Below are 25,339 nucleotides of genomic sequence, written 5' to 3'. Positions count from 1 at the left end.
TCATGCACCCGTGGTGGGGGCCGGGAGGCGCACTCCCGATTGGTAGGATCGAGTGCATGTTCGGCATCAATGGATTCGAGATGGTCATCCTCATCATTGTTGCCCTCTTCGTCATCGGCCCCCAGCGTCTGCCGGAGTACGCCGCGATGCTGCGGGACTTCGTCCGCAGCTTCCGACGCAAGGCGGAGGGGGCGAAGGAGACCGTCAAGAAGGACTTCGGGGCGGACCTCGACGGGTACGACTGGAAGTCCCTGGACCCGCGCCAGTACGACCCGCGCCGCATCGTCCGTGAGGCCCTCGCAGAGGAGGACCGCGCGATCCGCGAGGAGCGCCGTCGCTCCGGCACCACCGGCACCACGACCTCGGGATCGTCCGGAACCGGTGCTGCCGCCACCGCGGCCGGTGCGACCGCCGCAGCCGGTGGGGCGTCGGCGATGCCCAGCGTCGAGGACCTGCCGGGGCTCACCCCGCTGGAGCGCCACCGCACGCAGGTGGCGCTGCGTCAGAAGGGCGGCCCCGCACCCTTCGACCCGGAAGCCACCTGACCCCCGGCCGTCATCCCTGCGGGCTGAGCCCCAGGTTGCGTCCCACCAGCGACTGGCGGCTCTGCACCAGCGAGTCCGCGATCGTCCGCAGCGCGGCCGGTCCCGGCTGGTCCGGATGCGACAGCACGGCCGGGACGCCCGCATCCGCACCGGCCCGCACGACCGGGTCGAGGGGGATCTGCCCCAGCAGCGGGACGTGGGTCTGATCGCCGGCGGCGGCCAGCCGGTCGGAGAGCCGCTCCGCGACCTGCCGTCCGCCGCCCTCGCCGAAGATCGGGTTGTGGCTGCCGTCCGGCATGACCATCCACGACATGTTCTCGATGACGCCTGCGATCCGCTGCTTGGTGCTCGTGGCCAGCGCCCCGGCCCGTTCAGCCACCTGCGCGGCAGCGTGCTGCGGGGTCGTGACGATCAGCAGCTCCGAGTCCGGCAGCAGCTGCCCCACGGAGATCGCGACGTCGCCGGTGCCCGGGGGCAGATCCAGCAGCAGCACGTCCAGGTCGCCCCAGAACACGTCCGTGAGGAACTGCTCGATGGCGCGGTGGAGCATGGGGCCGCGCCACACGACTGCCTGGCCGGGGTCGACGAACATGCCGATGCTCATGACGGCGACGCCGTGGCCGGGCTGGGGGAGGATCATGTCCTCGAGTTTCGTGGGCTTCCCGCCCACGCCCAGCATGGGCGGGATCGAGAAGCCGTGGATGTCCGCGTCGAGGATGCCCACGCTCAAGCCCCGCGCGTGCAGGGCGGCGGCCAGGTTGGCCGTCACGGAGGACTTGCCCACACCGCCCTTGCCCGAGGCCACGGCCAGCACCCGGGTCAGGTTCCCCGGCTGCACGAACGGGTTCACATGCCCGTCGCCGCGCAGCCGCTCGCGCAGCGCCTTCCGCTGGTCCGGGGTCATGACCCCCAGGTCCAGGTCGACGTCCGTGACGCCCGGGACCCGACGTGCCGCGTCCTGGACGTCGCCGCTGATCGTCTGCCGCATGGGGCAGCCCGCGATCGTGAGGAGGACGCGCACGCGAGCGGTCCCGTCCGGATCGATGCGTGCCGCGTCGACCATGCCCAGCTCCGTGATGGGGCGCCGCAGCTCCGGGTCGATGACTCGTTCGAGAGCGGTCCACAGCGCGGAGTCCACGGTGTCGGCCGCTGGTGCGCCGTCAGCGGGTGCGCCGGCGGCCGGAGTGCGGTTCTCCTGCGACTCGTGCTCCTGCGGGGCGGTCATCCGCGGCTCCTCTCCTCCTGGTCGACCGGGACGGACCGGTCCGCAGCGGCGGTCTCCTGCTCCACGTGCGTCCGGCGGGCCTCGGCGTCCTTCGCCTCCTCCATCTCCTCCAGCAGCGACTTGAGCTCGGAGCGGATGAAGTCACGGGTCGCGACCTCACGCATCGCCACGCGCAGGCTGGCGACCTCGCGGGCCAGGAACTCCGTGTCCGCCAGATTGCGCTCCGCGCGCTGGCGGTCGGCCTCGAACTCGACGCGATCGCGGTCTGCGGACCGGTTGTCCGCCAGCAGCAGCAGGGGAGCGGCGTAGGACGCCTGCAGCGAGAGGATGAGGGTGAGCAGCGTGAAGTTGAGCTCGCGCGGGTCGAACTGCATCTCGACCGGGGCCAGCGTGTTCCACGCGAGCCACACGGCGCAGATGACCGTCATCCACACGAGGAACATGGGGGTGCCCATGAAGCGGGCGATGCCCTCGGCGATCCGCCCGAACGAGTCCGGAGGCATGCCCACCTGCGGGAGGCGCCTGCGGGCGCTGCGGGGGGTGTCGAGTCCCGGTCTGTCAGAGCGTGCCATCGGCCGCCTCCTCCCGTGGTTCGTCGCGCTGCTCGCGCCAGTCCTCCGGCAGCAGCGCGTCCAGAACGTCGTCGACCGTCACGACGCCCACCAGCCGGTCCGCCTCGTCCGCGATCGGGACGGACACCAGATTGTAGGCCGCCAGCAGGGCCGCGACCTCACCGGTCGGGGCCTCCGGCGGCAGGGGCTCCACCTCCGTGTCCAGGAGCGCGCCCACGGACTCGTGCGGCGGGTGCCGCAGCATCTCCTGGATGTGGACGAGCCCCAGGTACTTGCCGGTGGGCGGCTCCAGCGGCTGCCGGCACACGAAGACGGCGGCGGCCAGCGCGGCCGGCAGCTCGGAGCGGCGGACGTGGGCCAGGGCCTCGGCGATCGAGGTCTCCGGCGACAGGACGACCGGCTCCGTCGTCATGAGGCCGCCAGCGGTGTCCTCGTCGTAGGACAGCAGGGTGCGGACGTCCTCCGCCTCCTCGTCGTCCATCGCCTGGAGGAGGCGCTCCGCGCGGTCCTCGGACAGCTCGCCCAGGAGGTCCGCCGCGTCGTCCGGCTGCATGGTCTCCAGCAGGATCGCCGAGCGCTCGATGCCCACCGCGTCGAGGATCTCGATCGCGTCGTCCTCCGGCAGCTCCTCGAGCACGTCGGCCAGCCGCTCGTCCGACAGCTCGCGCACGACCTCGAGGCGGCGCTTGAGGTCCAGCTCGCGCAGCATGTCCGCCAGGTCCGCGGGCTTCGTGCCGTGGTAGGCGGCGATGAGCTGGGTCGCACGCTGGAGGGTCGAGGAGTCCGCCGGGAACTCGACCTCCGACCAGTCGACCTGCATCGTCTCCCCGCGGCGGCGCAGGGCGTCGAACGGGGTGCGCTGCTCCTTGACCCTCCGCACGAACAGGCGTGTGACCTCCCAGTCGCGGTTGCGCTGCTGCTCGATCGCGACGTCCTCGATGACGACGGGGGAGCGGTCCGGACCCGCGAGCAGCCGCTGGTCCAGGAGGTCGCCCACGACGAGCGTCTCCGAGGCCCGCTTGACGAACCGGCGCATGTTCACCAGGCCCGTCGTGATGACGGCGCCCGCATCGATGCTGGTGACCCGTCCGATCGGGACGAAGACACGCCGACGTCCGGGCACTTCGACGACGAAGCCGATGACCTTGGGCGGGCGTCTGAGCGTGCTGCGGTACACGACGACGGCGTCGCGCACTCGGCCCACCTGATCCCCCAGGGGATCGAGGACGTTCGTCCCGGCCAGGCGCGCGATGAAGATCCGATCGGTGGCGACGCTCATGGACCCCATCGTACGTGTCAGGGCGCGGTGGTCAGCGCCTCCCATGCGTCCACCAGATCCGGGGCGACCTCGCGCAGCGCCGCAGGTCGGGGCGCTGCTGCGCCGCTTTCCGGTGCGGTTCCCGCATCGCGTCCCGCAGGCGCGTGCGCACCGCGCGGGTGGGCGGCCGCCGCGGCGACCGCGTCGACGATCGCGAGCGACAGCGCATCCGCTGCGGCCGCGTTGATCGCCGTGAGCTCCTGCGGGTCCGGGGCCGGCTGTGCGCCCCCGGTCGCCAGCGCGAACACGGTGTCCCCGTCGTAGAGCGTGTGCGAGGGGTGGATCGCCCGCGCCAGGCCGGCCTGCGCGGACTGCGCCACCCGGGTCGTCTGCGCCGCGTCCAGCCGGGCATCCGTCACGATCGCGGCGATCGTCGTGTTCGCCGGCGAGAGGACCGCGTCCCGGGCCGTGCCGTCGAGGGCCAGCGCCCGCTCGAGCCAGTCCGCCGGCGCCGGCGGCACCGCGAGTCCCACGCGCTCCAGCACGCTGTCCGCGTGCGGGCGGCCGGAGGGTGCCAGCACATCCCCCATGGGGTTCGCGACGACGAGCGCCGCGACCAGGTGCCCGCCGCGAGTGCGCAGGCACACAGATCCCAGGCCGCCGCGCAGCAGACCGCGACCGGTGAAGGCCCCGGTGCCGCCGCCCACGCTGCCGCGCACCGGTGCCCTGCCACCCAGGACGCCGGCACGGTCGCCGCCCTCGTCGCGGACGCTGCGGTAGGCCGCGAGCCCCATCTCCGGGCCCGGGTGCTTGAGCGTCCCGTCGCCGCGGCCCAGGTCGTACACCGCGGCCGTGGGCACGATCGGGACGTGGGCGCCGGGCAGCTGCGGTGCTGGGAACCCGCGTCCGTCCGCGGCCAGACCCTGCTGGACGCCCAGCGCGGCGGACAGCCCCCACGCGCTGCCGCCGGTCAGGACGACCGCGTCCGCGCCGGGGGAGTGCGTGCCCGGTGCCAGCACGTCCGTCTCGTGCCCGGCGGGCCCGCCGCCGCGCACGTCGACGCCCGTGACCGTCCCCGCCGGCGGCAGGAGGACGGTCGTGCCGGTGAGCCAGCCGTCCGTCACCGCCTGCGCCGCGCCCACTCGCACGCCGGGCACGCTCACGACCGAGCCGCCCGGCACCAGGCGGCCGAACGGCTCCCGGAACGGTCCCGGTCGGGCCGGGTCCACCGCCGGCGAGGCCCCCATCAGTGGGCCCGTCCCGGTGCCAGGCGCTGGGTCCAGGCCTCGACCTCGGCGCGGGTGCGGGGGAACCCGGCGGACAGGTTCTCCACCCCGTCCTCGGTCACGAGGACGTCGTCCTCGATGCGGATGCCGATCCCGCGGAACTCCTCCGGGACCAGCCGGTCCGCCGCCTTGAAGTAGAGGCCGGGCTCGATCGTGAAGACCATGCCGGGCTCCAGCAGACCGTCCAGGTACATGTCGCGGCGGGCCTGCGCGCAGTCGTGGACGTCGAGACCCAGGTGGTGGCTGGTGCCGTGGACCATCCACCGCCGGTGCTGCTGGCCGGCGTCCGACAGGGACTCCTCGACGCTCACCGGCAGCAGGCCGAAGTCGTGCAGCCGCTGCGCGATGACCTCCATCGCGGCGGCGTGGACGTCGCGGAACCGGACGGGGCCGTGGACGTGGGATGCTGCCGTCGCGAAGGCGGCGTCCGCGGCCTCGAGCACGGCGTCGTAGATGCGGCCCTGGACGGGGGTGAAGACGCCGTCGACGGGCAGGGTGCGGGTGATGTCCGCCGTGTAGAGGGAGTCCGCCTCCGCGCCCGCGTCCAGGAGGACGAGGTCGCCGCGACGGACAGTGCCGTCGTTGCGGATCCAGTGCAGTGTGCACGCGTGGTCGCCGGCCGCCGCGATCGTGTCGTAGCCCACCCCGTAGCCGTCCAGGCGGGCGGCGGATTCGAAGCTCGTCTCGATGACGCGCTCGCCGCGGGGGTGCGCGACGGCGTCCTGCAGGGAGGCGACGGCGCGATCGAAGCCCGCGCGGGTGATCTCGATCGCCCGGCGCAGCTGGCCCACCTCGTGATCGTCCTTGATGAGGCGCAGCTCGGAGAGGAACTCGGCGAGCTCGTCGTCGCCGGCCAGCGAGGCGTCCTGGTCCGCACCCACCTGGGCGCGGGCCGCGTCGATCGCCTGCTCGACGGACTGATCCGCGCCCCGGACCACGCGCACGGACACGGAGCCCAGGTCCTTCGTGATCGCGTCCACTGCGGTCGAGGAGTCAGCGGTGCGGATCCCCGTGCGCACACTCATCGTGTCGAGGTCGTCGCGGGGCCCCACCCAGTACTCGCCGTAGCGGGCGTCGGAGAAGAACTCCTCCGTGTCCGCACCCGCCCGCGGACGGAACCACAGGGTGACGGAGTGGCCCTCGGACTCCGGTGCGCCGGCGGCGGTGTCCGGTTCGAAGACCAGCAGCGCATCCGGCTCCGACTCCGTCTCCAGGCCGGTCAGGTGGATGAACGCGGAGTGGGCGCGGAAGCGGTAGTCCGTGTCGTTCGAGCGGACCTTGAGGGGACCGGCCGGCACGACGACGCGCTCGCCGGGGAAGCGACGGGAGACCGCTGCGCGACGGGCCGGCGTCCACGCGGCGGCCGGCAGGGGAGCGACGTTCGTGAGCGGCGTGCGATCCCAGCCGGAGGCGACGAAGTCCCGGAAGGCCGTCGACGAGGGGCGATGGGAGCGGTTGTTGACGCGGTCGGACAGGTCTGCATCTGCATCGGAGCTCATGCCGCCATCCTAGCCGCGGCGGGCGGCCGGGCCCCGGGGCGGCGGCGGGCTCTACGATGGGGGCATGCGCGCTGACCTGCACACCCACACTCGCTTCTCCGACGGGACGCAGACCCCTGCGGAGCTGATGGCCGAGGCCGCGGCCGTGGGCCTGGACGTCATCGCCCTGACGGACCACGACACGACGCGCGGGTGGCCGGAGGCGGTCGACGCCGCACAGCGGGCGTCCGTGGGACTGGTGCGCGGCATGGAGGTCTCCTGCCGCTGGGACGGGATCAGCGTCCACATCCTCTGCTACCTGCACGATCCGGTGGGGGCGGAGATCACGCACACCGTCGAGCAGGCGCGCGACGACCGGCTCACCCGCAGCCGCATCATGGTCGACCGGCTGGCGGAGGACTTCCCCGTCATGTGGGAGGACGTCCAGCGGATCGCGGGGCCGGACGCGACGATCGGGCGCCCGCACATCGCGGACGCGCTCGTGGCCGCCGGGGTCGTCGAGGACCGGTCGGAGGCGTTCGTGCGGCTGCTGGCCGGCAGCGGCCCCTACTACGTCGCGCTGCCGGTCGTCTCGCCCGTCGAGGCGATCCGGATGATCCACGACGCCGGAGGAGCCGCTGTCTTCGCGCATCCGTTGGCGGCCGCGCGGGGCCGGGTCGTGCCGGACGCGGGCATGCGCGCGATCATCGATGCGGGCCTGGACGGGCTGGAGATCGACCATCGCGACAACCCGCCGGCCGGCCGAGAGCGCCTGCGGGTGCTGGCCGCCCGCCACGGACTGCTGACGACCGGCTCCAGCGACTACCACGGGACGGGCAAGCCCAACCGACTGGGCGAGAACACGACGGAGCGCTCGCAGCTGATGGCACTGCTGGACCGCACGACCGGAACGGCGCCCGTCGGGGTTGACTGACGGGAAGGGTTCGGCTGACCGGACGGGATCTGCGCGCGGCGGGACCTCCTGCGCGGAGTGATCTCCTGAGCCGACGCGAACGGCGCCCGTCGGGATCTCCGGAAGGGATCCCGACGGGCGCCGTCGTCAGCGGTCGGTGCGCTGCCAGCCGTGCGTGCGTGTCAGCCGTGCGTGACCGGGGAGGTCACTCCGCAGCGGTGCCCGCGGCGCGGGCGTCGCCGGACTGGACCGCCGAGGCCGGAGCACCGGACTCCTGGTTCCCGCGCCCACTGCCGCCGCGACGACGACGCCTGCGGCGCGGACGTCCCTCGCCGTTCGAGACGGTGCCGTTCGACGAGGAGTCGTGCGAGTCCGCACTGCTGTTCGCGTCAGTGCCGGTGGACGGGCCGCCGCTCGAGGAACCGTCCTGCGCGGTGCTCTGCTCGTCGCGGCCGCCGCGCGTGCGGCGACGGGAGCGGCTGCGACCGCCGGAGCGCTCGCGGTCGCCGCCGCGGGAGGAGTCGCCGTCGCGACCGGAGCGGTTGCGACGGTCCGAGGCGCCGGTGTCCTGGGCCTCCTCGCCCGCTGCGGGGCGACGGCGCTTGAGGCGGCCCTTCGTCCCCTTCGGGATGCCCAGGGCCTCGAACAGGTGCGGGGAGGTCGAGTAGGTCTCCTCCGGCTCGCCCAGCTCCAGGTTGAGCGCGCGGTCGATGAGGCTCCAGCGGGGCAGATCGTCCCAGTCGATCAGCGTGATCGCGGTGCCGGTGCGGCCGGCACGCCCGGTGCGGCCGATCCGGTGGACGTAGGTCTTCTCGTCGTCCGGGCACTGGTAGTTGATGACGTGGGTGATGTCGTCGATGTCGATGCCGCGCGCTGCGACGTCCGTGGCGACGAGGACGGTCGTGCGGCCGTCGCGGAAGGAGGCCAGCGCCTTCTCGCGCATCTGCTGGTTGAGGTCGCCGTGCAGCGCGCGCGCCTCGAAGCCGCGGTCGCGCAGCTCCTCGCCCAGCCGGTCGGCCGTGCGCTTGGTGCGGGCGAAGATGATCGTCTGCCCACGGCCCTCCGCCTGGAGGATGCGCGCGACCATCTCCGACTTGTCCATCGCGTGCGCGCGGAACACGAACTGGCGGGTCGACGCGTTCAGCTGCGACTCATCGGACGGGTCGTGTGCGCGGATGTGCGTGGGCCGCGACATGTAGCGGCGGGCCAGGGCGATGACGGCACCGGGCATCGTCGCGGAGAACAGCATGGTCTGGCGCGTGGTGGGCAGGGCGGCGACGATGCGCTCGACATCGGGCAGGAAGCCCAGGTCCAGCATCTCGTCCGCCTCGTCGAAGACGGCGGTGCGCACGTCGTTCAGGCGCAGCACGCGACGGCCGTAGAGGTCCAGGAGTCGACCGGGCGTGCCCACGACGACGTCGACGCCGGCGGCCAGCGCGTCGATCTGGGGTTCGAAGGCCTTGCCGCCGTAGATCGTGATGATCGACAGGCCCGGACGCTTCCGGCTGGCGATGATGAGGTCCTCGGCGACCTGCTGCGCCAGTTCCCGGGTGGGGACGACGACGAGCGCTTGGGGTGCGCGGCCCTGCGGCTGGGGCGCATCCGGCTCGCCGGGCGCGATGACGCGCTGCAGCAGCGGGATGCCGAAGCCCAGCGTCTTGCCGGTGCCGGTCTTGGCCTGGCCGATGATGTCCGCGCCGCTCAGGGCGACGGGCAGGGTCATGGCCTGGATGGGGAAGGGGCTGGTGATCCCCGCGTCGGACAGGGCCTCGACGATGGGGTCTGCGACGCCGAAATCGGCGAAGGTCTGCTGGGTGTCGGTCACTGGTTCTCCTCACGGCGCCCCGTGAAGAGCACCTCCGAATCATGTGCGCCACCGGCGTGCCCGAAGGATTCAGTGAAGGATCGGGTCGCGCTCGTGGGCGGGAGAGCGGCGCTCACAGGCGCTGCTCGGGGCCGCAGTCGACCGCACACGGGCCGCTCATCCGTTCCCACGACCGGGCGGACCGATCGGGAGGGAGGGGCCTGACCCGGAAGCGTGTCCGGGCGGAAGGAACCGTGCGGGCACTGCCGCAGCCTGGTGACGATGATACACGCACGCGGCGGCAGTGCCCGATTCCGGGCGGCGGGTCAGGCGATGCCGAAGCCCACTCGGCGGACGGTCTCCTCGCCCACCTCGACGTATGCGAGCGCGTCGACGGGCACGATGACCCGACGGCCCTTCTCATCGTCGAGGGTGAGCGCACCGCCGTCGCCCAGTGCCTTCGACACGGCGGCGGTGATGTCGTCCCGGGTCTGCTCGGACTCGAGCACGATCTCCCGGTTGGTCTGGCGCATGCCGATCTTGATCTCCATAGTGCACTCCTGAGCGTGAGTCGGGACAGGTCGGTCTCAGCCTAGTCCCGGACCGCGCGGGCGCGAATCGTGACTGCGTCCGTGGCGCGTGATCGAATGTGGGAGGACGGGACGGCGGGGCAGCGGCGAAGGGAGAACCGGATGACACGTGGAGCGGATGCGGACGGACAGGGCGCCGTCGCACCGGGGACCGGCGCACAGGATGCGGGGGCGCAGAGGGCGCGGGCGCACGAGTCCGTCGCACACGAGGCGGCGCGCCTGCTGGCGGAGGGCCGGGCCGTCTCGGTCGTGGCCGCGCCGGGAGCCGGTCTCACCCGCTCGCTCGTCGAGGCGCAGGGCCGGCTGCTCACGACGCACGGACTCGCGCCCTCGGACGTGCTCGTCCTCACGCCCACGCGTGCGCATGCGGACGTGCTGCGAGATCGGCTCTCCGCGGGCACCAGCGCGGTGCGCGTGGGCGGGGCCGGTGCCCGCAGCGTCCAGTCGTTCGCGTTCGGCCTCGTCGCGGCGGACAGTGCCGTGCGGCTGGGCGAGCCGCTGCGCTTCCTGTCCGGCGCGGACCAGGACGCGGTGCTCGCCTCCCTGCTGGAGGGGTACGCGACGGGGCGGGCGCCGGATCCCGGGTGGCCGGAGTCGTTCACCCCGGCGATGACCGGGACCGTCGCGTTCCGCGATCAGCTGCGCGATGCCCTCGACCGGGTGCTGGAGCGCGGAGCGGAGCCCACGGACATCGACGCGGCGGCGACGCGGGTGGGTCGGCCGGAGTGGGCGGCGCTCGCCCGCATCCTGCAGGACTATCGGGATGTGACGCGGTCCTTCGCCGGCTACGGCGGCATCGACACGTCCGGGGTCCTCGACGCGGCGCTGGACCTCATCCGGGACGAGCGGGCGGCGGGCACGGTGGCCGGGGGCGCCTGGTCGTTCGCTCCGGATCCGGTGCCCCGCTGCGTGCTGGTGGATGCGGCGCAGGATGTCTCGGACGCTGCGCTGGGACTGCTGGAGGGGCTCAGGTCACTGGGCTGCGGGGTCGCGGTCTTCGGCAGCCCCGATTCGTCGACGCAGGGGTTCCGCGGGGCCGGGGGCGGCCTCGTCGCGGACTGGGCGGCCTCCGTCCGCGCGTCCCAGGCGGGCACGGGACTCTTCGTGCTGCCGGCCCGGTCCGCGCAGGCGCGGGGGACCGGTGCGGCGCGCGACCTGTCGCTCGCGCTGTCGCGCAGGATCTCCGCCCACCTGGAGTTGGGCCACATCCCGCGCCACGACGAGGCGGCGCAGCCCCACGACGACGGGGCACAGTCCCATGACGAGGCGGCACCGTCACACCACGCCCCGGAACAGTCCCATGACTCGCGGGATCGCCGGGGTGAGGGCCGCGTCCGCAGCGCGGACAGGCAGGAGGGGGAGCACAGCTCCCGCGTCCGCGTGCTCACACACCGATCCGCCGCGGACCGGTCGCGGCACGTGGCCTCGATCGTGCGCGGGTGGCACCACGATGAAGGGGTCGCGTTCGACGACATCGCGGTGATCGCCCGGACCAGCGGCACCGCGGTCGCGCTGCGCGCGGAGCTGGGCGCGCTGGGTCTGCCGGTCGAGTCGACGGACCTGCCCCTGTCCGCGGACCCGGCCACTCTGCCCCTCCTCACCCTCCTGACGGGTGACCTGGGCGACCCGGACCTGCGCTCCTCCTTGCTGCGGGACCTGCTCACCGGCGTGTACGGCGATATCGACGCCCTGGCACTGCGCGGCCTCGAGCGCCAGGCCCTGCGGTCAGAGACTCTGCAGGCCGTCGCACAGGACGACCCGACGACGGTGCACGAGTCTCTCGACCCGTCCGCCGCGGTCCAGGACAGCCCGGCAGCGGATCCTCTGGTCGCATGGATCGAGAGGACTGCGGTCCAGGACCTGCCCGCACCGCTGGCCCGTGCCGCCACGCTGCTGGAGCACGGTGCGACCCTGCGGGACGACAGCGCGCATGGCGCGCTGTGGACGCTCTGGGAGGCCACGGGGGTCGCGACCGCCTGGCGCGACGATGTCCTGCGGGACCCGCGCTCGCCCCTGCGCGAAAGGCTCGATGCGGTCGTGCGCCTCTTCGCCCTGGCGATGAAGACGGAGGATTCGCAGGGGCTGAGCGCGTCCGCATTCGCCCAGCGCGTCCTCGACCAGGTGTACGCACAGGATTCGCTGGGCGTGCGGGACTCGCTGCCTCTCGTCACCGTCGACTCCCCGGCCGGGACCGCGCATCGAGACTTCTCCCGCGTCATCGTCGTCGACGTGGACGAAGGCCGCTGGCCCAACCCCCGCATCCGCCGCAACGCCTTCCACCCCGACGAGCTCCTGACGGAGCTGCTGGACCCGCAGGCCGCTGCGACCGTCGACGCCGCGGGTGAGGACACCCGGCGCAGGCGGCGGCGCACGATCCGCGACGAGGCGAGCCTGTTCCTGGCCGCCGCCAGCCGGGCGCGCGACGAGCTGGTCGTCTGCGCGGTCGACGACGGGGATTCCAGCCCCAGCGCCCTGCACCATCTGTGCCGTGACTTCGACACCGCGCTCGTGGCTGCTCAGGACGAGGACCCGCACGCGCAGGGACCCGACACACAGGCGGGGATCGCAGCACAGGACGCCGAGGAACCGGACGGCGAGCTGCCGGCCCGCCTGCGCGACGTCGTGGGACTGGCCCGTCGGCAGCTGCTCGAGGCGGAGGACCCCGCGGACTGGGCCCGTCTCGTCGCGGCGCTGGCCGGACTGGGCCTGCGTGAGGCCCACCCGCGCACGTGGAGCACCTGGTTCCGGGTCTCCTCCGACGCGCCGGCCCACGACCCGGAGGAGCCCGTCCGCATCCGTCCCTCGCAGGTCGAGCGCTTCGCGACCTGCCCGCTCCAGTGGTTCCTGGTCGACGCGGGCGGCGCCCGCGGCGACACCACCGCGGCGACGATGGGCACCGCCGTCCACGCGATCGCAGAGCACCACACGGTTCCCGACCGCGCGGCGATGATGAAGGAATTCCTCGACACCTTCGACCTGGAGCAGGTGCCGTCCGCCTGGGAGAGGGAGGCGCTGCTGCGGGACGTCGAGGGCATGATCGACACGCTCTGCGCCTACCTCGCCGCCAGTCGGGACGAACTCGACGCCCTCACCGCGGCCGGCCACGACACCCGGGTCCTGCGGGAGGTGCGCGTGCGCGCGTCTTCACCGCCGGGGTCCCCGGGTGGACCGTGGACCGTCACCGGCCGCATCGACCGCCTGGAGGTGCTGGGCGACACGGCGCGGACCGTCGACTTCAAGACCGGCCGGGTCGTGCCCACCGCCGCGGAGATCGCCCAGGACCCGCAGCTGCTCGTCTACCAGCTGGCGGTCACGGACGGCCGGCTCATGACGGAGGACTCGGACGACCCGCTGCCGCCGCTGTCCTCCGCGGGCGCCCAGATCGTCAAGCTGCGCGGATCGACCCAGGTGCGAGGCGGCGTCCCGGGCTACCTCCGGCAGCAGCCGGCGATGGAGTCCGGGGACCCGGCGCACCGCCTGGCCGCAGAGCTGGTGGAGACGACCGCCCAGGGCATGCGACAGTCCGCGTTCACCGCGGTCACCGGCCCGCACTGCACGTTCTGCCCTGTCCGCGCCTCGTGCCCCGCGGTCGCCGCGGTGGCACCGGAAGGAGCCTCCCTGTGACAGCCTCGCATCTGAGTGCCCTCGATCTCGCCGCCCTGCTGGGGGTCGATCCGCCCACTGACGAGCAGGTGCGGATCATCGAGAGTCCGCACGACCGGTCCGCCGCTGTCATCGCGGGTGCCGGCTCCGGCAAGACCGCGGTCATCTCCCTGCGCGTCGTCTGGCTCGTGGCCAACGGGCTGGTGGACGCCGACCGCATCCTGGGTCTCACCTTCACCCGCAAGGCGGTGGGAGAGCTCAACAGCCGCGTGCGCGACTACCTGGGGCGGTACCGGCGCACCCCGCAGGGACGCGCGCACGTCCGGGAGGAGGGCCTGCCCGGCCTCGACCTGCCCAGCGTCGCGACGTACAACTCGTACGCCGCGGCGCTGGTGGGCGACCACGGGATCGGGATAGGTCTGGAGGGCAGCGAGGAGGTCCTCGACGCGGCCGCGCGCGCCGAACTCATCGAGCGCATCCTCGACAGCGCGGCACCGGACGAGGTCCTCGACAAGAGCCGGTCCACGATGGCGACGTGGGTGTCGGGTCTCCTGTCTGAGATGGGCGACCATCTGGTCTCGTTCGAACAGGTCGAGTCGCATCTGGACGAATGCCTCGACGCGCTGTGCACCGGACCCTACGTGCGGGGGCTCGCGGGAACCCTGGTCCGCAAGCGGTCCGGTGCCTTCGCGGACAAGGCGTACAAGACGATGGTCGTCGAGCAGCTGCGCGCACTGGCGGACGAATACGACGCGGCCGACCGCGCGGAGCGCACCGCCCTGCACCCGCAGATCCGACCTCTCCTCGAAGAGCACGATCCCGTCGCCCACCGGCTGCTGGCCAAGCGCCGCCTGGTGGGTCTGGCACGGCAGTACGCGGAGGCGAAGGCGGAGCGCGGCGGCGTCGAGTTCTCCGATCAGGTGGCGCTCGCCCATCGGATCATGGCGTCCAGTCCCGCCGCGCTCCAGGCGGAGCGGGCGCGCTGGGACGTCGTCCTCCTGGACGAATTCCAGGACACGTCCTACGCGCAGTTCCTCATGCTCCAGCAGATCTTCGGTCGCCACGCGGTCATGGCGGTGGGTGATCCGCGCCAGGCCATCTACGGCTGGCGCGGCGCCAGCGCGGACAACATCGAGTCGTTCCCCGCGGCGTTCCGCGGACCGCACGACGAGGCCGCTCGGAAATTCGGCCTCACCGTCTCCTGGCGCAACGACTCCGCGATCCTGGACGCGGCGAACCGCATCGCCGGCGGCCTGCCCACCGTCGACGAACGCGTGGGGCTGCAGACCAGACCCGGAGCCCCGGAGGGCTCCGTCGCCGTGTCACTCACCCACAGCGCCCTGCCGGACCCCGCCCACCCGGAGGAACGCGCGCAGCTGCCGGAGCTGGTCGCCTGGATGCTCCACGCGCGGGACGAGCTGTTCGACCGGCACAGTCGGAAGGAGGAGGCGAAGAGGGAGGCCGCCCGGGCCTCGGGGCAGCGACCGCCCCGCCCGTCTCCACTGCCCACGTTCGCAGTCCTGTGCCGGGCGCGGTCCGGATTCGGGCCGATCGCGGCGGCACTCCAGGACGCGGACCTCCCCGTCGAGGTCGCTGGGTCCCACGGACTGCTGGATGACCCGTTCGTCGCAGACGCGCTGGCGATCCTCGAGGTGCTGGAGGATCCGGACGCGGGCGATGTCCTCATGCGCCTGCTGTCGGGTCGGACCATCCGCCTGGGAGCGGCGGACCTCACCGCGTTCTCCGCTTTCGTGCGCGCCAGCGCGATCCGTCTGCCGGACGCGCAGGAGCCGGACGGGTTCCGCGAGGAGCGGATCGGCATCGTCGAGGGACTGGACGAGCTGCTGACGCTCACCCAGGGCGACGGCGCTCGACAGGCCGGGGACGTGCCCGCGGGGACGCCCGCCGCCGCAACCACCCAGCAGGCGAGCGCGCTGACGTCCCTCACGGATGAGGGGCGGCGCCGGATCGCACTGCTGGCCCGGACACTGCGCCGGCTCCGGAGCAGCACGCTCACTCTGCCGGGCCTGGTGCGGGCCGTCATCCGCGAAGCCGGCATCGACACGGAGGTCGCCGCACTGGCACCCGCGTACGCGGACATCCACACCCGTGCACTCGACAGCCTCCTGTCGCTGGTCGCCCGCTTCGCCGGTGAGGCGCCCGCGGACGGACCGCGGGAGTTCCTGCGGTGGGCCCGCGTGCTGGAAGAGTCCGCGGAGATCGACGACGTGCCGATCGACCCGGTCCCGGGTGCGGTCACGATCATGACCGTCCACGCGTCCAAGGGACTCGAGTTCGACGCCGTCGCCGTGCCGTTCCTCCACGAGGAGGGCCTGCCCAGCAAGCGCACGCCCGGCGAGGGGTGGCTGGCACAGGGCGGTCTGCCCCACGCGCTGCGCGGCGATCGGTCCGGGCTGCCCGCCTACGACCTGCGCGACATGGATCTGGAGGGACCCAAGGACTTCGACGAGCGCGTGAAGACGGGCGGTCCGCTGGCGACCGCGCTGGATCGCCACCACCTCGACGCGGAGCGCCGCCTGGCCTACGTCGCGCTGACCCGGGCGCGCTCGCACCTCTTCGTCTCCGCCTCCCGGTTCACCCTCACACGGAAGAAGCCCGTCACGACGGGACCCTTCCTCACGGAGGTCGCCCAGCAGCGGGGCATCGAGCTGCCGGAGCTGCCCCAGGTCGACGAGCTGGACACGAGTCGTCAGGACCGGGCCCAGTGGCCGGTCGTCGATCCGGAGCAGGTGGTGAGCCGCCGCGCAGAGCTCATCCGGGCGGTCACCGACCAGCTGCACGCGGAACCGCGGCTGGACGACATCGTCGCCACGACCGCGGATCCCCTGGTGCGCGCGCTGGCGCGACGTGCCCTGCACCTGACGGAGGTGACGACGGGAGGTCTCGAGGACCGGCGACTGCCCGGCAGGCTCTCCGCGACGTCCCTCGTGGGGCTGCGCGCGGACGCCGACGACTGGTGGAACGGACTGCGGCGCCCCATGCCCCAGCCGCCCAGCACCGCCGCGGATCTGGGCACTGCCTTCCACGCCTGGGTCGAACAGCACTACGGCCAGTCGGCACTGCTGGACGTCGAACCGGAGACGTCCGGATTCCGCGGGGGTCCTGCACTGGCCCAGCGGATGGAGGAGCTCCAGCGGACGTTCCTGGACTCCCGGTACGCCCTGCAATCACCCGCAGCCGTCGAGCTGTCGTTCGAACTGGTGCTGGAGGTGGGGGAGTCGACCGCCGACCGGCCGGGCACCGCGGTGCACGTGCCGGGCAAGATCGACGCGGTCTTCCAGGAGGAGGACGGGGGGCTGGTGGTCGTCGACTGGAAGACGGGACGGTTGCCCCAGGACCGCGAGCGACTCGACGCGATGGCGGTCCAGCTGGCCATGTACCGCCTGGCGATCGCCAAGATGCCGCAGTACGCGCGCGCACCGCGCATCGAGGCGGAGTTCTTCTTCGTGGGATCGAACGACGTCTGGCGTCCGCAGGAACTGCCCGACGAGACGAGGATCGTCGACTGGCTCGCGTCGACCCAGTCGACTGCGGGCTGAGTCAGCCGCGGTCGGGCTCCTCGTCCTCGCGGGGATCCAGCGCGTGGAGCTCGGAGGTGTCCAGACGTTCGGTCGAGATCCCGTCCTCGTCCACGCCAGCCTCGATCCGAGCCGACGGCCGGAACACGTCCGGATCCGGAGCGGCGGGGGTGGACGGTGAGGTGCGGGTGGACGGAGAGGTGCGTGCGGCCTCGGCGTCGTCTGCCCCGGGTGCGACGGGCTCCGCCGGCGGCTCCTCGGACGCGACCTGGTCGGCCGGCTCCTCGGACTCGTTCTGGTCGGCCGGTTCCCCGAGCCAGTCCTGATCTGCCGATCCGTCGGACTCGTCCTGGTCGGAGTCGCCCGCATCCTCGGTGACCTCCGCGAGGGCCTGCAGCAGGTCCGCGGCGTCGTCGATCGCTGCGTCGTCCTGTGCGGCGACCGCCGCCAGCAGCCACTCGAGGACCGTGATCTCCGCGTGGAAGCCCACGCGACGTCGCAGACCGGGGTCGTCCGGATCGCGGTGGGCGCGGTACGAGCGGAAGAAGCGCTCGAAGTCCTCCGGACTCAGCATCGAGGACACGGCGGCCAGGTCCGCGGCGGGATCCCCCACGCGCAGGCGGGCCAGATCCGACACGGCCACGACATCGCCGTCGATCGTCCACAGTGCGTCGGGCCCCAGGCTCGCGTGGATGGGGACGGGGAGGAAGCGCCACGCAGTGACCTCCTCGAGCGCGGCCTCCCAGCGGCTCAGCAGGAGAGAGGGCACGCGACCGGTCGCCGCCGCGGAATCCAGATCCGCCAGGAGCCGATCGCGGGTCTCCGCCGACTCCTCGACCGTCAGACCCGCATCCGCGATGGGGCCGGGGTCCGCGGAGTGGAGGACGGCGACCGTGCGCGCCAGGGACTCGACGAGTGCGGGGTGCTCCTCGAACATCGCGGTGGACAGGGGGATGCCCGGCATGGGGTCGGCGATCGTGAGCGTGACATCCGTGTCCCGGCCCACGGCCTCGCCGTCGACCGTCCGTGCGGCGAGGATCCGGGGGATCGCGGGTGCGTCCGCCGGCAGCAGCGGGGCCAGGGTGTTCGCGGCGATGTGCTCGGCATGGGCGGCGGCCGCCCGGTCGTGCGCTGCGAGCGTGACGATGAGGCTGCGGTCGCCGTCGGTCATGAGGATCCGGTCCGTGTCGGAATCGGGCAGGCGCGTCCATGAGCTCGGCTCGAAATCGTCCAGCATGGTGGCTGCGACGGCGGTGATCCTCATCCCTGCGGTGTCCACATCCCCAACTTACCCGCTGGCCTTCGCGCGGGCCCCGAGCCCGCCGGGTGTGTCCGCGGTCTTCGGTATCGTGACGCCCATGAGACCGTTGCCCATGCTGCCGCCTGCAAGCCTGTCCCGGACCGCCCTCGATCGGAACCACAGCCTGCGCTCCGCGGGCATCGACGCGGTGTGGGAGACCGGCCGCGCGCATGCGGTCGTGGGGCACCGGGGAAACCTCCTCATCTCGCGCGGCGGACTGCACCTGCTCACGCGCGAGCAGGTGCCCCAGAACGCGCTCCTCTTCTACCTGGGCACGGATGCGGCGGGCGACCACTTCGTCGGCGCGGCGCTGCTGGACGAGGGCCGCGCGGAACTGGACCGGTGGGTGGGTGCCCAGCAGGCCCGGGACGCGGAGGCGTGGCTGACCGATCCGATCGGCGGACTCGATGCGACGGAGCCCACGTGGATGTCGCTGCGCGATCTGGGGGAGCAGCTGGACGACCGCGACGTCGCCCTGGCGACCTCGCTCACCGCCCTGGCCAACTGGCACTTCGCGCACACGCACTCGCCGCGCAACGGGCAGCCCACGGAACCCGTGCTGTCCGGGTGGGTCCGCCGTGATCCGGAAGCCGGCAGCGAGCACTTCCCGCGGACGGACCCCGCGGTCATCATGGCCGTGGTCCACACGGACGAGCAGGGCGAGGAGCGCCTGCTGCTGGGCTCCAACGCGATGTGGCCGGCGGATCGGTACTCGCTGCTGGCGGGCTTCGTGGAACCGGGGGAGACCCTGGAATCCGCGGTCATCCGCGAGGTGCAGGAGGAGGCGGGCATCACGGTCCGCGCACCGCGGTACCTGGGCTCGCAGCCGTGGCCGTTCCCGGCGTCACTCATGCTGGGCTTCACCGCGGAGGCGGAGTCGATGGCCGCCAGCGCGGACGACGACGAGATCACCGCACTGCGCTGGTTCACCCGCTCAGAGCTGCGGGACGCGATCGCGGCACGGGAGGTCGCCGTGCCCACGACCGTGTCGATCGCGGGACAGATCCTCTACAGCTGGTTGGCCAACGACTCCGACGCACCGTCCGATCGACTGTGACCGGTGCGGAGCATCCCCTTCTGGAGGGCCTCGACCCCGAGCAGCGGGCGGTCGCGACGCACACGGGCGGACCCCTCGTCGTGCTCGCAGGTGCGGGCACGGGCAAGACCCGCGCCATCACGCACCGCATCGCCCATCAGGCCGCGATCGGCGCGACGGACCCCCGCCACGTCCTGGCGCTGACCTTCACGACCAAGGCGGCCGGAGAGATGCGGTCACGGCTGCGGTCGCTGGGCACACCCACGGTGCAGGCGCGGACCTTCCACTCCGCGGCGCTGCGGCAGCTGCGCTTCTTCTGGCCGCGGATCTCCGACGGCCCGTTCCCGGAGCTCCTGCCGCAGAAGGCGACCCTCGTGGGACACGCGATGCAGGCGGTGGGGATCGCCCCGGAGCGGGAGACGATCCGCGACGTCGCCGCAGAGATCGAGCACGCAGCGGTTTCACTCCTGGGGGTCGAGGACTACGTGGAGCGCGCAGGTGCGCGCCCGCTGCCGGACGGGATCGACCTGGACGCGATGGCGCAGATCATGCAGCGCTACGGGGATCTCAAGACGGAGCGGCGGGTCCTCGACTTCGAGGACGTGCTGCTGGTGCTCGTGGGGGCCCTGGGGGCGCACGAGGACATCGCCGCGCAGGTGCACAGCCAGTACCGCAGCTTCGTCGTCGACGAGTTCCAGGACGTGAGCCCGCTCCAGCACGATCTGCTCATGCGCTGGCTGGGCCGGCGCGAGGACCTGTGCGTCGTGGGCGACCCCGCGCAGACCATCTACACGTTCGCGGGTGCCACGGATCGATTCCTGCGGCGGATGTCCGTCGACTTCCCGTCGTCGCAGGAGGTGCGGCTGGTCCGCAACTACCGTTCGGCGGAGCCCGTCATCGGCATCGCAAACGCGGTGCTGCGCCGCACCGGACGCACCCCGATCCAGCTGATCGGGACGCAGCGCTCAGGACCGCCCGCGTCCTTCACCGAGTACGCCGACGACGCGGCGGAGGCGGAGGCGATCGCCGCCCGCATCGCCGGTGAGATCGAATCGGGACGGCGCCCCGCGGACATCGCGGTCCTGTTCCGGACCAATTCGCAGAGCCGCGCCTTCGAGGAGGCGCTGGGTGATCGTGGCGTCTCCTACGTGGTGCGCGGCGGTGAGCGCTTCTTCGCCCGTCGCGAGGTGAAGGAGGCCCTGGCCGTCATGCGCGCCAGCTCGCACCGCGAGGGATCCGATCCCCTGGACGTCCAGGTGAAGGACATTCTCTCCTCGATCGGTTGGTCGCCCACCGCGCCGCAGGCCCAGGGTGCGGTGCGCGAGCGGTGGGAGTCGCTGTCCGCCCTGGTGGGGCTCGCCCACGACAGCCAGGCGGAGTCGCAGCTGCCGGTGCCGCTGGCCGCCTTCATCGCGGATCTGGACGATCGTGCGGAGCACCAGTTCGCCCCCACGATCGACGGCGTGACACTTGCCTCCGTGCACGCCGCGAAGGGCCTCGAATGGGAGAGCGTCCACCTGGCCGGGGTCTCCGAGGGGCTGCTGCCCATCGGATATGCGGAGACGGCCGAGGCGATCGACGAGGAGCGGCGACTCTTCTACGTGGCCGTCACCCGCGCCCGCACCGCGCTGTCGCTCAGCTGGTCGAAGGGACGCCGGGGCAGCCCGGCGAAGGGCAGACGGCCGTCCCGGTTCGTGGGCGAGGTCCAGGCGGGCCGCCCCGCCAGGCCCGAGGCCCCGGCCCGCACCGCGGTCGCCGCGGCTCCCGTGCGCTGCCGGGTGTGCTCGTCCCTGCTCCTGACACGGGCGGACCGGAACCGGGGACGCTGCGCGCAGTGCCCCGCGGACGTGGACGGGGCGGTCCTCGAAGCGCTCATCCACTGGCGCGGTGACAGGTCGACGCAGCTGAACATGCCGGTCTTCCTGGTCCTCAGCATGCCCACGATGCGGGAGATCGCGGAGCGGGTGCCGGATTCGCTCGACGACCTGGGTCGGGTGAGCGGCATGGGCCCCATCAAACTGGAGCAGTTCGGACACGAGCTGCTGGCACTGATCCGGGCTCACCGCTCGGGCTGAGCGGGATCCTGCAGTCGCACTCCGGATGGAACCGCGCCGGTGACTGCGATCGCTCGCCCGTGCGGGCGCTGATGCGCAGCAGCGGACCGAACTCCGCCAGTCCCGTCGCCCACGCCCGCAGAGCACGGGCCGTCTCCGTCGCCGCAGAGAGCAGCAGCAGGGGGTCGACGAGCGCGTGCGGCGATCGGGCGGACAGCTGCCGCCAGCCGGTGAACCAGCCCTCGTCCTCGTCACGGGTGTGCAGCACGGCGCAGGTGAGGCACGGCGTGACGCCCGGGCGCACCGGGGTGAGGTCCGCCTGCTGGTCGCCGATCCGCACGGAGAGGTGGGCGGCCTCCTCCGCGAACAGGCGTGAGGCGTCCCCCACGTTCGCCGTCCAGCGGTCGACCAGGACGGTCGTCGACTGGACTGCACCCTGTGCCAATGCCGCGTCGACGTCCGCGACCGGCCGCGGGGTGAAACCCACGGCAGTCAGCGCGTCCGCGATGACCGCGGCGTCCGTCCCCAGCACGAAGACCGGACGCTCACCCACCGCCCGAGCGGCCTCGACGGGTCCCAGGCCGTGGAGGGCCGCGAACGGCTCGACGTGGTCGCGGACCACCGGACCGCCGGCCGCCGCCTCGGGCGGCGCGAGCACCCCGGCCTCCGTCAGCAGATCCAGCAGGGAGAGTGCGCGGGTGCGGTTGACGCCGCGCCGGTGCGCGGCCTCCAGGTAGTCATCCGGTTCGCAGCCGCGGCACAGACGGTCGATGAGAGCGAAGTCCCCGTCCGTGAGTCCGTCGATGAGGACCGGATCGTCGACTCCGAACTGGACGCTCGACTCCGTCCTGCGCACCAGTGCGACGCTTCTGTGGAACTGCAGCATGGGCTCCTCCTCACGGCCACGGTACGGAGTGGACCGCGCGTGCGGGAGCCCCCGGGCGGCGCTGTGGACAAGCCTGTGGAAACAGCGCACCGGAAGGTGAGCGCGGCGGGATGCGACTGCACAGGGCGATCGCGGCCGCGCACCTTCCGGTGCGTCTGACCCCCAGCCTCGCGCGGAGCCCGTGAGCCTTCCCCCAGCCCACGAACCCCGGGTTTTCCGGGGGTATGACACACAAACCTAGAAGTCGCGGACCGGCGCGTCAACGCAGGCGTTCACACTTACGCGCATGTGACTGTGGATAACGTGTTGACGACACGCGGTGGGCTGTGTGCTCGCGTGTGGACGGGGTGTGCGGCAGGCGACGCGCACCCGCGGAAGTGAGCGGATCCTGCTGTGGACGTGGGCATGATCGGAAATGTGTCGAAGAATTTCCGGATCCGTCCGGCGCGCGGACGTGTCCGTGGGTGTCGCTACCGTGTGACCCATGAAGACATCGGACGCGCAGCAGACCGGACGGCCCGTCACGCGCACCGCCGCGCAGGTGTTGGAGGAGATCGCGGACGGCTCCGTGGTCCTCCGCCGGTCGGCGCGCAGGCGCAAGACGGTCGCGGTCACGCGGGAGGGGGAGAGGTGGGTGCTCGCGGTGCCGCAGAACTTCCGGCCCGCGCAGCACGCGGACATGATCGCCTCACTGCTCACTCGGGCGGAGGCGCGGGCGGCCCGCGTCCCGGCCAGCGATGCGCAGCTGCTGCAGCGGGCGCTGTCGCTCAACGCGCAGTACTTCGCGGACGGGATCGAACCGGCGTCCGTCACCTGGGTCGACAATCAGAACTCGCGCTACGCCTCCACGACCTCGTCCAGCCGGACGATCCGGGTCTCGTCGCGCATCGCGCGCGTGCCGGACTGGGTCCTGGACTCCGTGCTGGTCCACGAACTGGCGCATCTGCGTCGACCGGACCACTCACGGGAGTTCCACGCCCTGACCCAGCGCTATCCGCACACCGCGAAGGCGGACGTCTTCCTCGAGGGCTTCAGCTACGGTCAGCGCGCGGGGGAGGGCTGACGACCGCGGGCGCACTGCTTCTCGCGACCCTGCGCAGCAGCTGCGGCAGGTCCCGGCGGAGGTCCGGCGCGGTGCCCTCCGGCAGGGCGGAGACGGACCACCACTCGATGCGTGCGATCCCCGCATCGTGCGTCTGCAGTGTCACGCGCTCTGGGACGCGAGCGGCGAACAGCACGTCGACGTGGGACGCGCAGTCGCGACCGCCCACCGGGAACTCGCGGACGGCGACGGGTGCGTGGAGGAGGACGGCGCCCGCGTGCGGCGCCCTTCGATCGTCCCCGTCCCGGTTGCTCGATGTCCCCTCGCTCTCCTTCCGGTCGCCCGCTGAGCCGCCCGCCGCGGACTCGACCACCGCGGCGACGCCGGACTCCTCGCGCAGCTCACGGAGGGCGGCTGCCAGCAGGCTTCCGTCGCCCGCTTCGAGGTGGCCGCCCACCTGTCGCCACTCACCGGACTTCCTATGGAGGCCCAGGGCCACGCTGGGCTCCCCGGAGTCGCCGGCGACCAGGAGGCAGCTGACGGTCAGATGCCGGACACCGTCCGCTCGCAGCGGCGTGAGGGCGCCCGAGCGCAGATCGTCCTGCGCGGTCGCGGACACCGCCGCATCCGCGTCTCCGGCGGACCGGCGGACACGGTCCGGGTCCAGGCCCTGCAGCAGCCCGCGCAGCGGCTCAGTCGTCACCGCGGGGAGGAGTCGCCGAGTCCGTCGTCCCCGCGCTCGTCACTGCGACCTTCGTCGTCTCCGTGCGGCTCATCCGTGCGGGAGGAATCGCCGGAGTCGGCTTCGCGGAGGATCCGCTCCAGGGCCTCGTCCAGCGAGGAGTCCGCCGCCCAGGTCTCCTGCCGACGCTCGTCGTACCCCAGCGGGTCGTCCAGGTCCTGGGTGGTGGGCAGGGTGTCCGGGTGGTCGAACACCGCGTCCCGGGCCTCGGGGCCGGACTTCTGCTCGAGGAACGTGAAGAGTGCGGCCGCGTCGCGCAGCCGGCGCGGCCGCAGCGAGAAGCCGATGTGGGAGGCGAAGGCGGCCTCGGCCTCGGACTCGGAGGCGTGACGGCCGCGCAGAGCCTCGCGGATCGCATCGCGATCCTCGAGTGCCTCGCAGGCGCGGTGGACGACGATGTCGGACCAGCCGGCGATGACGGACAGCAGGTTCTCCAGCGTGGTGAGCGCCTCCTTCTGCTCGTCGGTGGTCGCCGGGGCGAGCATGCCGGAGCGCAGCTCCTCCGCCATCCGCTGCATCTCCGCTGGATCGGTGCCGGTGGAGAGGTCCTGGACGCGGCTCAGATCGACCTCGACACCGGAGGCGTACTTCGCGAGCGCGGTCTCCACGTGGCCGCGCAGCCACGGGTACTTCGCGAACAGCCACAGGTGGGCCAGCTCGCGGGTGGCCAGCCAGATGCGCAGCTGCGTGGCGTCGACGTCCATCTCCGCCGCCGCGCCGGGCAGGTTCGCCTCGACGAGGACCGGGGTCGTGCCGAAGAGGGGCAGACCGAACTCCGTCCCGCTCAGGACCGCGCCGGACAGGGAGGCGACGGCCTCGCCGATCTGCACGGAGAACATCGACTGGCTCATCGACGACAGCATCTGACCCGCCCCCGCCATGAGTTGGGCCATCTCCGGCGGCGCCTGCTCCTTCAGGTTCTCGACCATCGAGTCGGACATGTTCTTGCGGATCGGGTCCGCCAGCCTGCGCCACTCGTCCAGGGACCCCTTGGCCCAGGCCGCGCGGTTGAGCGCGCGCGGCTCTCCCGTCCCGGCCACCGGGTCGATGACCCGCTCCAGCCACAGCTCGGCCAGTCGGAAGGCGTCCGTGGAGTTCCGCTCCAGGTCCGGGCTGATCGTGGGGTCCGGGGTGGGGACGGACTGATCGATCACCTTCTGCGCCGCGGCGGAGGAGTCACCGCCGGACAGCAGTCCCTGCAGCTGCCCCAGCATGCCCTGGAGCATCGAGGGATCCAAGGGCATGCCACCGGCCTGCCCGCCGGCCGCCGGGAAGCCCTGGCCGCCGGAGCCGAACATCATCCCGAACATCTGCTCGAACGGGTTCTGGCCCTGGTCGTCGTCGTCAGGCGTCCGGTCGTCGTTCTTGTCGCTCATGGCTGTTCCTCGTGGGTCGTCGCGCAGTCGTTCCGGCAACCCTAACGTTCGGCGCTGTGCGAATCCTTCCCGTCACGCCGGTCCGGATCG

18 protein-coding genes are annotated in these 25,339 nt (G+C 72.6%); 7 read left to right on the top strand and 11 right to left on the bottom strand.

Going from position 1 to position 25,339, the window contains the following annotated elements:
* The first annotated feature begins 56 nt into the window (after positions 1-56).
* Positions 57-545, top strand: coding sequence for a twin-arginine translocase TatA/TatE family subunit (locus HGBR_RS14200; RefSeq protein ID WP_019160012.1), 489 nt, complete (start codon positions 57-59; stop codon positions 543-545).
* A gap of 10 nt (positions 546-555) precedes the next feature.
* On the opposite strand, the gene HGBR_RS14195 is transcribed toward HGBR_RS14200, so the two are convergent.
* From HGBR_RS14195 to HGBR_RS14175, 5 genes are read right to left on the bottom strand one after another with little or no spacing between them, the layout of a single operon-like run.
* Complete coding sequence (locus HGBR_RS14195; RefSeq protein ID WP_019160011.1) at positions 556-1,770, bottom strand: Mrp/NBP35 family ATP-binding protein; 1,215 nt, start codon at positions 1,768-1,770, stop codon at positions 556-558.
* Positions 1,767-2,342, bottom strand: a complete 576-nt coding sequence (locus HGBR_RS18220) for a DUF1003 domain-containing protein (RefSeq protein WP_019160010.1) — start codon at positions 2,340-2,342, stop codon at positions 1,767-1,769. The genes HGBR_RS14195 and HGBR_RS18220 overlap by 4 nt, the downstream gene beginning before the upstream one ends.
* The gene (locus HGBR_RS14185) at positions 2,329-3,621 is read right to left on the bottom strand and encodes a magnesium transporter MgtE N-terminal domain-containing protein (RefSeq protein ID WP_019160009.1); all 1,293 of its coding nucleotides are present in this window, start codon (positions 3,619-3,621) and stop codon (positions 2,329-2,331) included. The genes HGBR_RS18220 and HGBR_RS14185 overlap by 14 nt, the downstream gene beginning before the upstream one ends.
* A 17-nt stretch (positions 3,622-3,638) precedes the next feature.
* The gene (locus tag HGBR_RS18215) at positions 3,639-4,847 is read right to left on the bottom strand and encodes a P1 family peptidase (protein WP_019160008.1); all 1,209 of its coding nucleotides are present in this window, start codon (positions 4,845-4,847) and stop codon (positions 3,639-3,641) included.
* Positions 4,847-6,385 (bottom strand): aminopeptidase P family protein, encoded by a 1,539-nt coding sequence (locus HGBR_RS14175; RefSeq protein ID WP_019160007.1) that lies wholly within the window; start codon positions 6,383-6,385, stop codon positions 4,847-4,849. Before HGBR_RS14175 ends, HGBR_RS18215 begins: the two co-directional genes overlap by 1 nt.
* A 64-nt stretch (positions 6,386-6,449) precedes the next feature.
* Here HGBR_RS14175 and HGBR_RS14170 point away from each other — a divergent pair, with 64 nt between their 5' ends.
* On the top strand, positions 6,450-7,298 hold the full coding sequence (locus HGBR_RS14170; protein WP_019160006.1) for a PHP domain-containing protein: 849 nt from the start codon (positions 6,450-6,452) through the stop codon (positions 7,296-7,298).
* 184 nt (positions 7,299-7,482) lie between these two features.
* On the opposite strand, the gene HGBR_RS14165 is transcribed toward HGBR_RS14170, so the two are convergent.
* Positions 7,483-9,102 (bottom strand): DEAD/DEAH box helicase, encoded by a 1,620-nt coding sequence (locus HGBR_RS14165; protein WP_019160005.1) that lies wholly within the window; start codon positions 9,100-9,102, stop codon positions 7,483-7,485.
* Between the two features lie 305 nt (positions 9,103-9,407).
* Positions 9,408-9,632, bottom strand: coding sequence for a DUF3107 domain-containing protein (locus tag HGBR_RS14160; protein WP_019160004.1), 225 nt, complete (start codon positions 9,630-9,632; stop codon positions 9,408-9,410).
* Between the two features lie 141 nt (positions 9,633-9,773).
* Between HGBR_RS14160 and HGBR_RS18205 the strand changes: the two genes are divergently transcribed.
* Together HGBR_RS18205 and HGBR_RS14150 are read left to right on the top strand one after the other, a co-directional pair.
* Positions 9,774-13,295: a PD-(D/E)XK nuclease family protein gene (locus tag HGBR_RS18205; protein ID WP_019160003.1), complete on the top strand. Its 3,522-nt coding sequence runs from the start codon at positions 9,774-9,776 to the stop codon at positions 13,293-13,295.
* Positions 13,292-16,834 (top strand): ATP-dependent DNA helicase, encoded by a 3,543-nt coding sequence (locus HGBR_RS14150; RefSeq protein ID WP_019160002.1) that lies wholly within the window; start codon positions 13,292-13,294, stop codon positions 16,832-16,834. The genes HGBR_RS18205 and HGBR_RS14150 overlap by 4 nt, the downstream gene beginning before the upstream one ends.
* Before the next feature lies 1 nt (position 16,835).
* Here the strand turns inward: HGBR_RS14150 and HGBR_RS18200 are convergent, their stop codons facing one another.
* The gene (locus HGBR_RS18200) at positions 16,836-18,077 is read right to left on the bottom strand and encodes a phosphotransferase (protein WP_019160001.1); all 1,242 of its coding nucleotides are present in this window, start codon (positions 18,075-18,077) and stop codon (positions 16,836-16,838) included.
* 94 nt (positions 18,078-18,171) lie between these two features.
* Here HGBR_RS18200 and nudC point away from each other — a divergent pair, with 94 nt between their 5' ends.
* Complete coding sequence (gene nudC / locus HGBR_RS14140) at positions 18,172-19,170, top strand: NAD(+) diphosphatase (RefSeq protein ID WP_040365189.1); 999 nt, start codon at positions 18,172-18,174, stop codon at positions 19,168-19,170.
* A complete protein-coding gene (locus HGBR_RS14135) occupies positions 19,167-21,224 on the top strand; it encodes an ATP-dependent DNA helicase UvrD2 (RefSeq protein ID WP_019159999.1) in 2,058 nt (685 codons plus the stop codon). Before nudC ends, HGBR_RS14135 begins: the two co-directional genes overlap by 4 nt.
* On the opposite strand, the gene HGBR_RS14130 is transcribed toward HGBR_RS14135, so the two are convergent.
* A complete protein-coding gene (locus HGBR_RS14130; protein ID WP_019159998.1) occupies positions 21,163-22,089 on the bottom strand; it encodes a hypothetical protein in 927 nt (308 codons plus the stop codon). The two genes, HGBR_RS14135 and HGBR_RS14130, sit on opposite strands and share 62 nt — an antisense overlap.
* Before the next feature lie 484 nt (positions 22,090-22,573).
* On the opposite strand from HGBR_RS14130, the gene HGBR_RS14125 reads away from it, so the two are divergent.
* Positions 22,574-23,152: a M48 family metallopeptidase gene (locus tag HGBR_RS14125; protein ID WP_019159997.1), complete on the top strand. Its 579-nt coding sequence runs from the start codon at positions 22,574-22,576 to the stop codon at positions 23,150-23,152.
* Here the strand turns inward: HGBR_RS14125 and HGBR_RS19075 are convergent.
* Entirely contained in the window at positions 23,121-23,834 is a 714-nt protein-coding gene (locus tag HGBR_RS19075) for an NUDIX domain-containing protein (RefSeq protein ID WP_019159996.1), read from the bottom strand. The two genes, HGBR_RS14125 and HGBR_RS19075, sit on opposite strands and share 32 nt — an antisense overlap.
* Positions 23,831-25,249, bottom strand: coding sequence for a zinc-dependent metalloprotease (locus HGBR_RS18190; RefSeq protein WP_019159995.1), 1,419 nt, complete (start codon positions 25,247-25,249; stop codon positions 23,831-23,833). Before HGBR_RS18190 ends, HGBR_RS19075 begins: the two co-directional genes overlap by 4 nt.
* Between the last annotated feature and the right edge of the window lie 90 nt (positions 25,250-25,339).

The organism is Brevibacterium senegalense, assembly GCF_000285835.1.
In the GTDB taxonomy this organism is placed as follows: Bacteria; Actinomycetota; Actinomycetes; order Actinomycetales; family Brevibacteriaceae; genus Brevibacterium; species Brevibacterium senegalense.
This window is presented reverse-complemented; position numbering and strand designations above follow the sequence as displayed.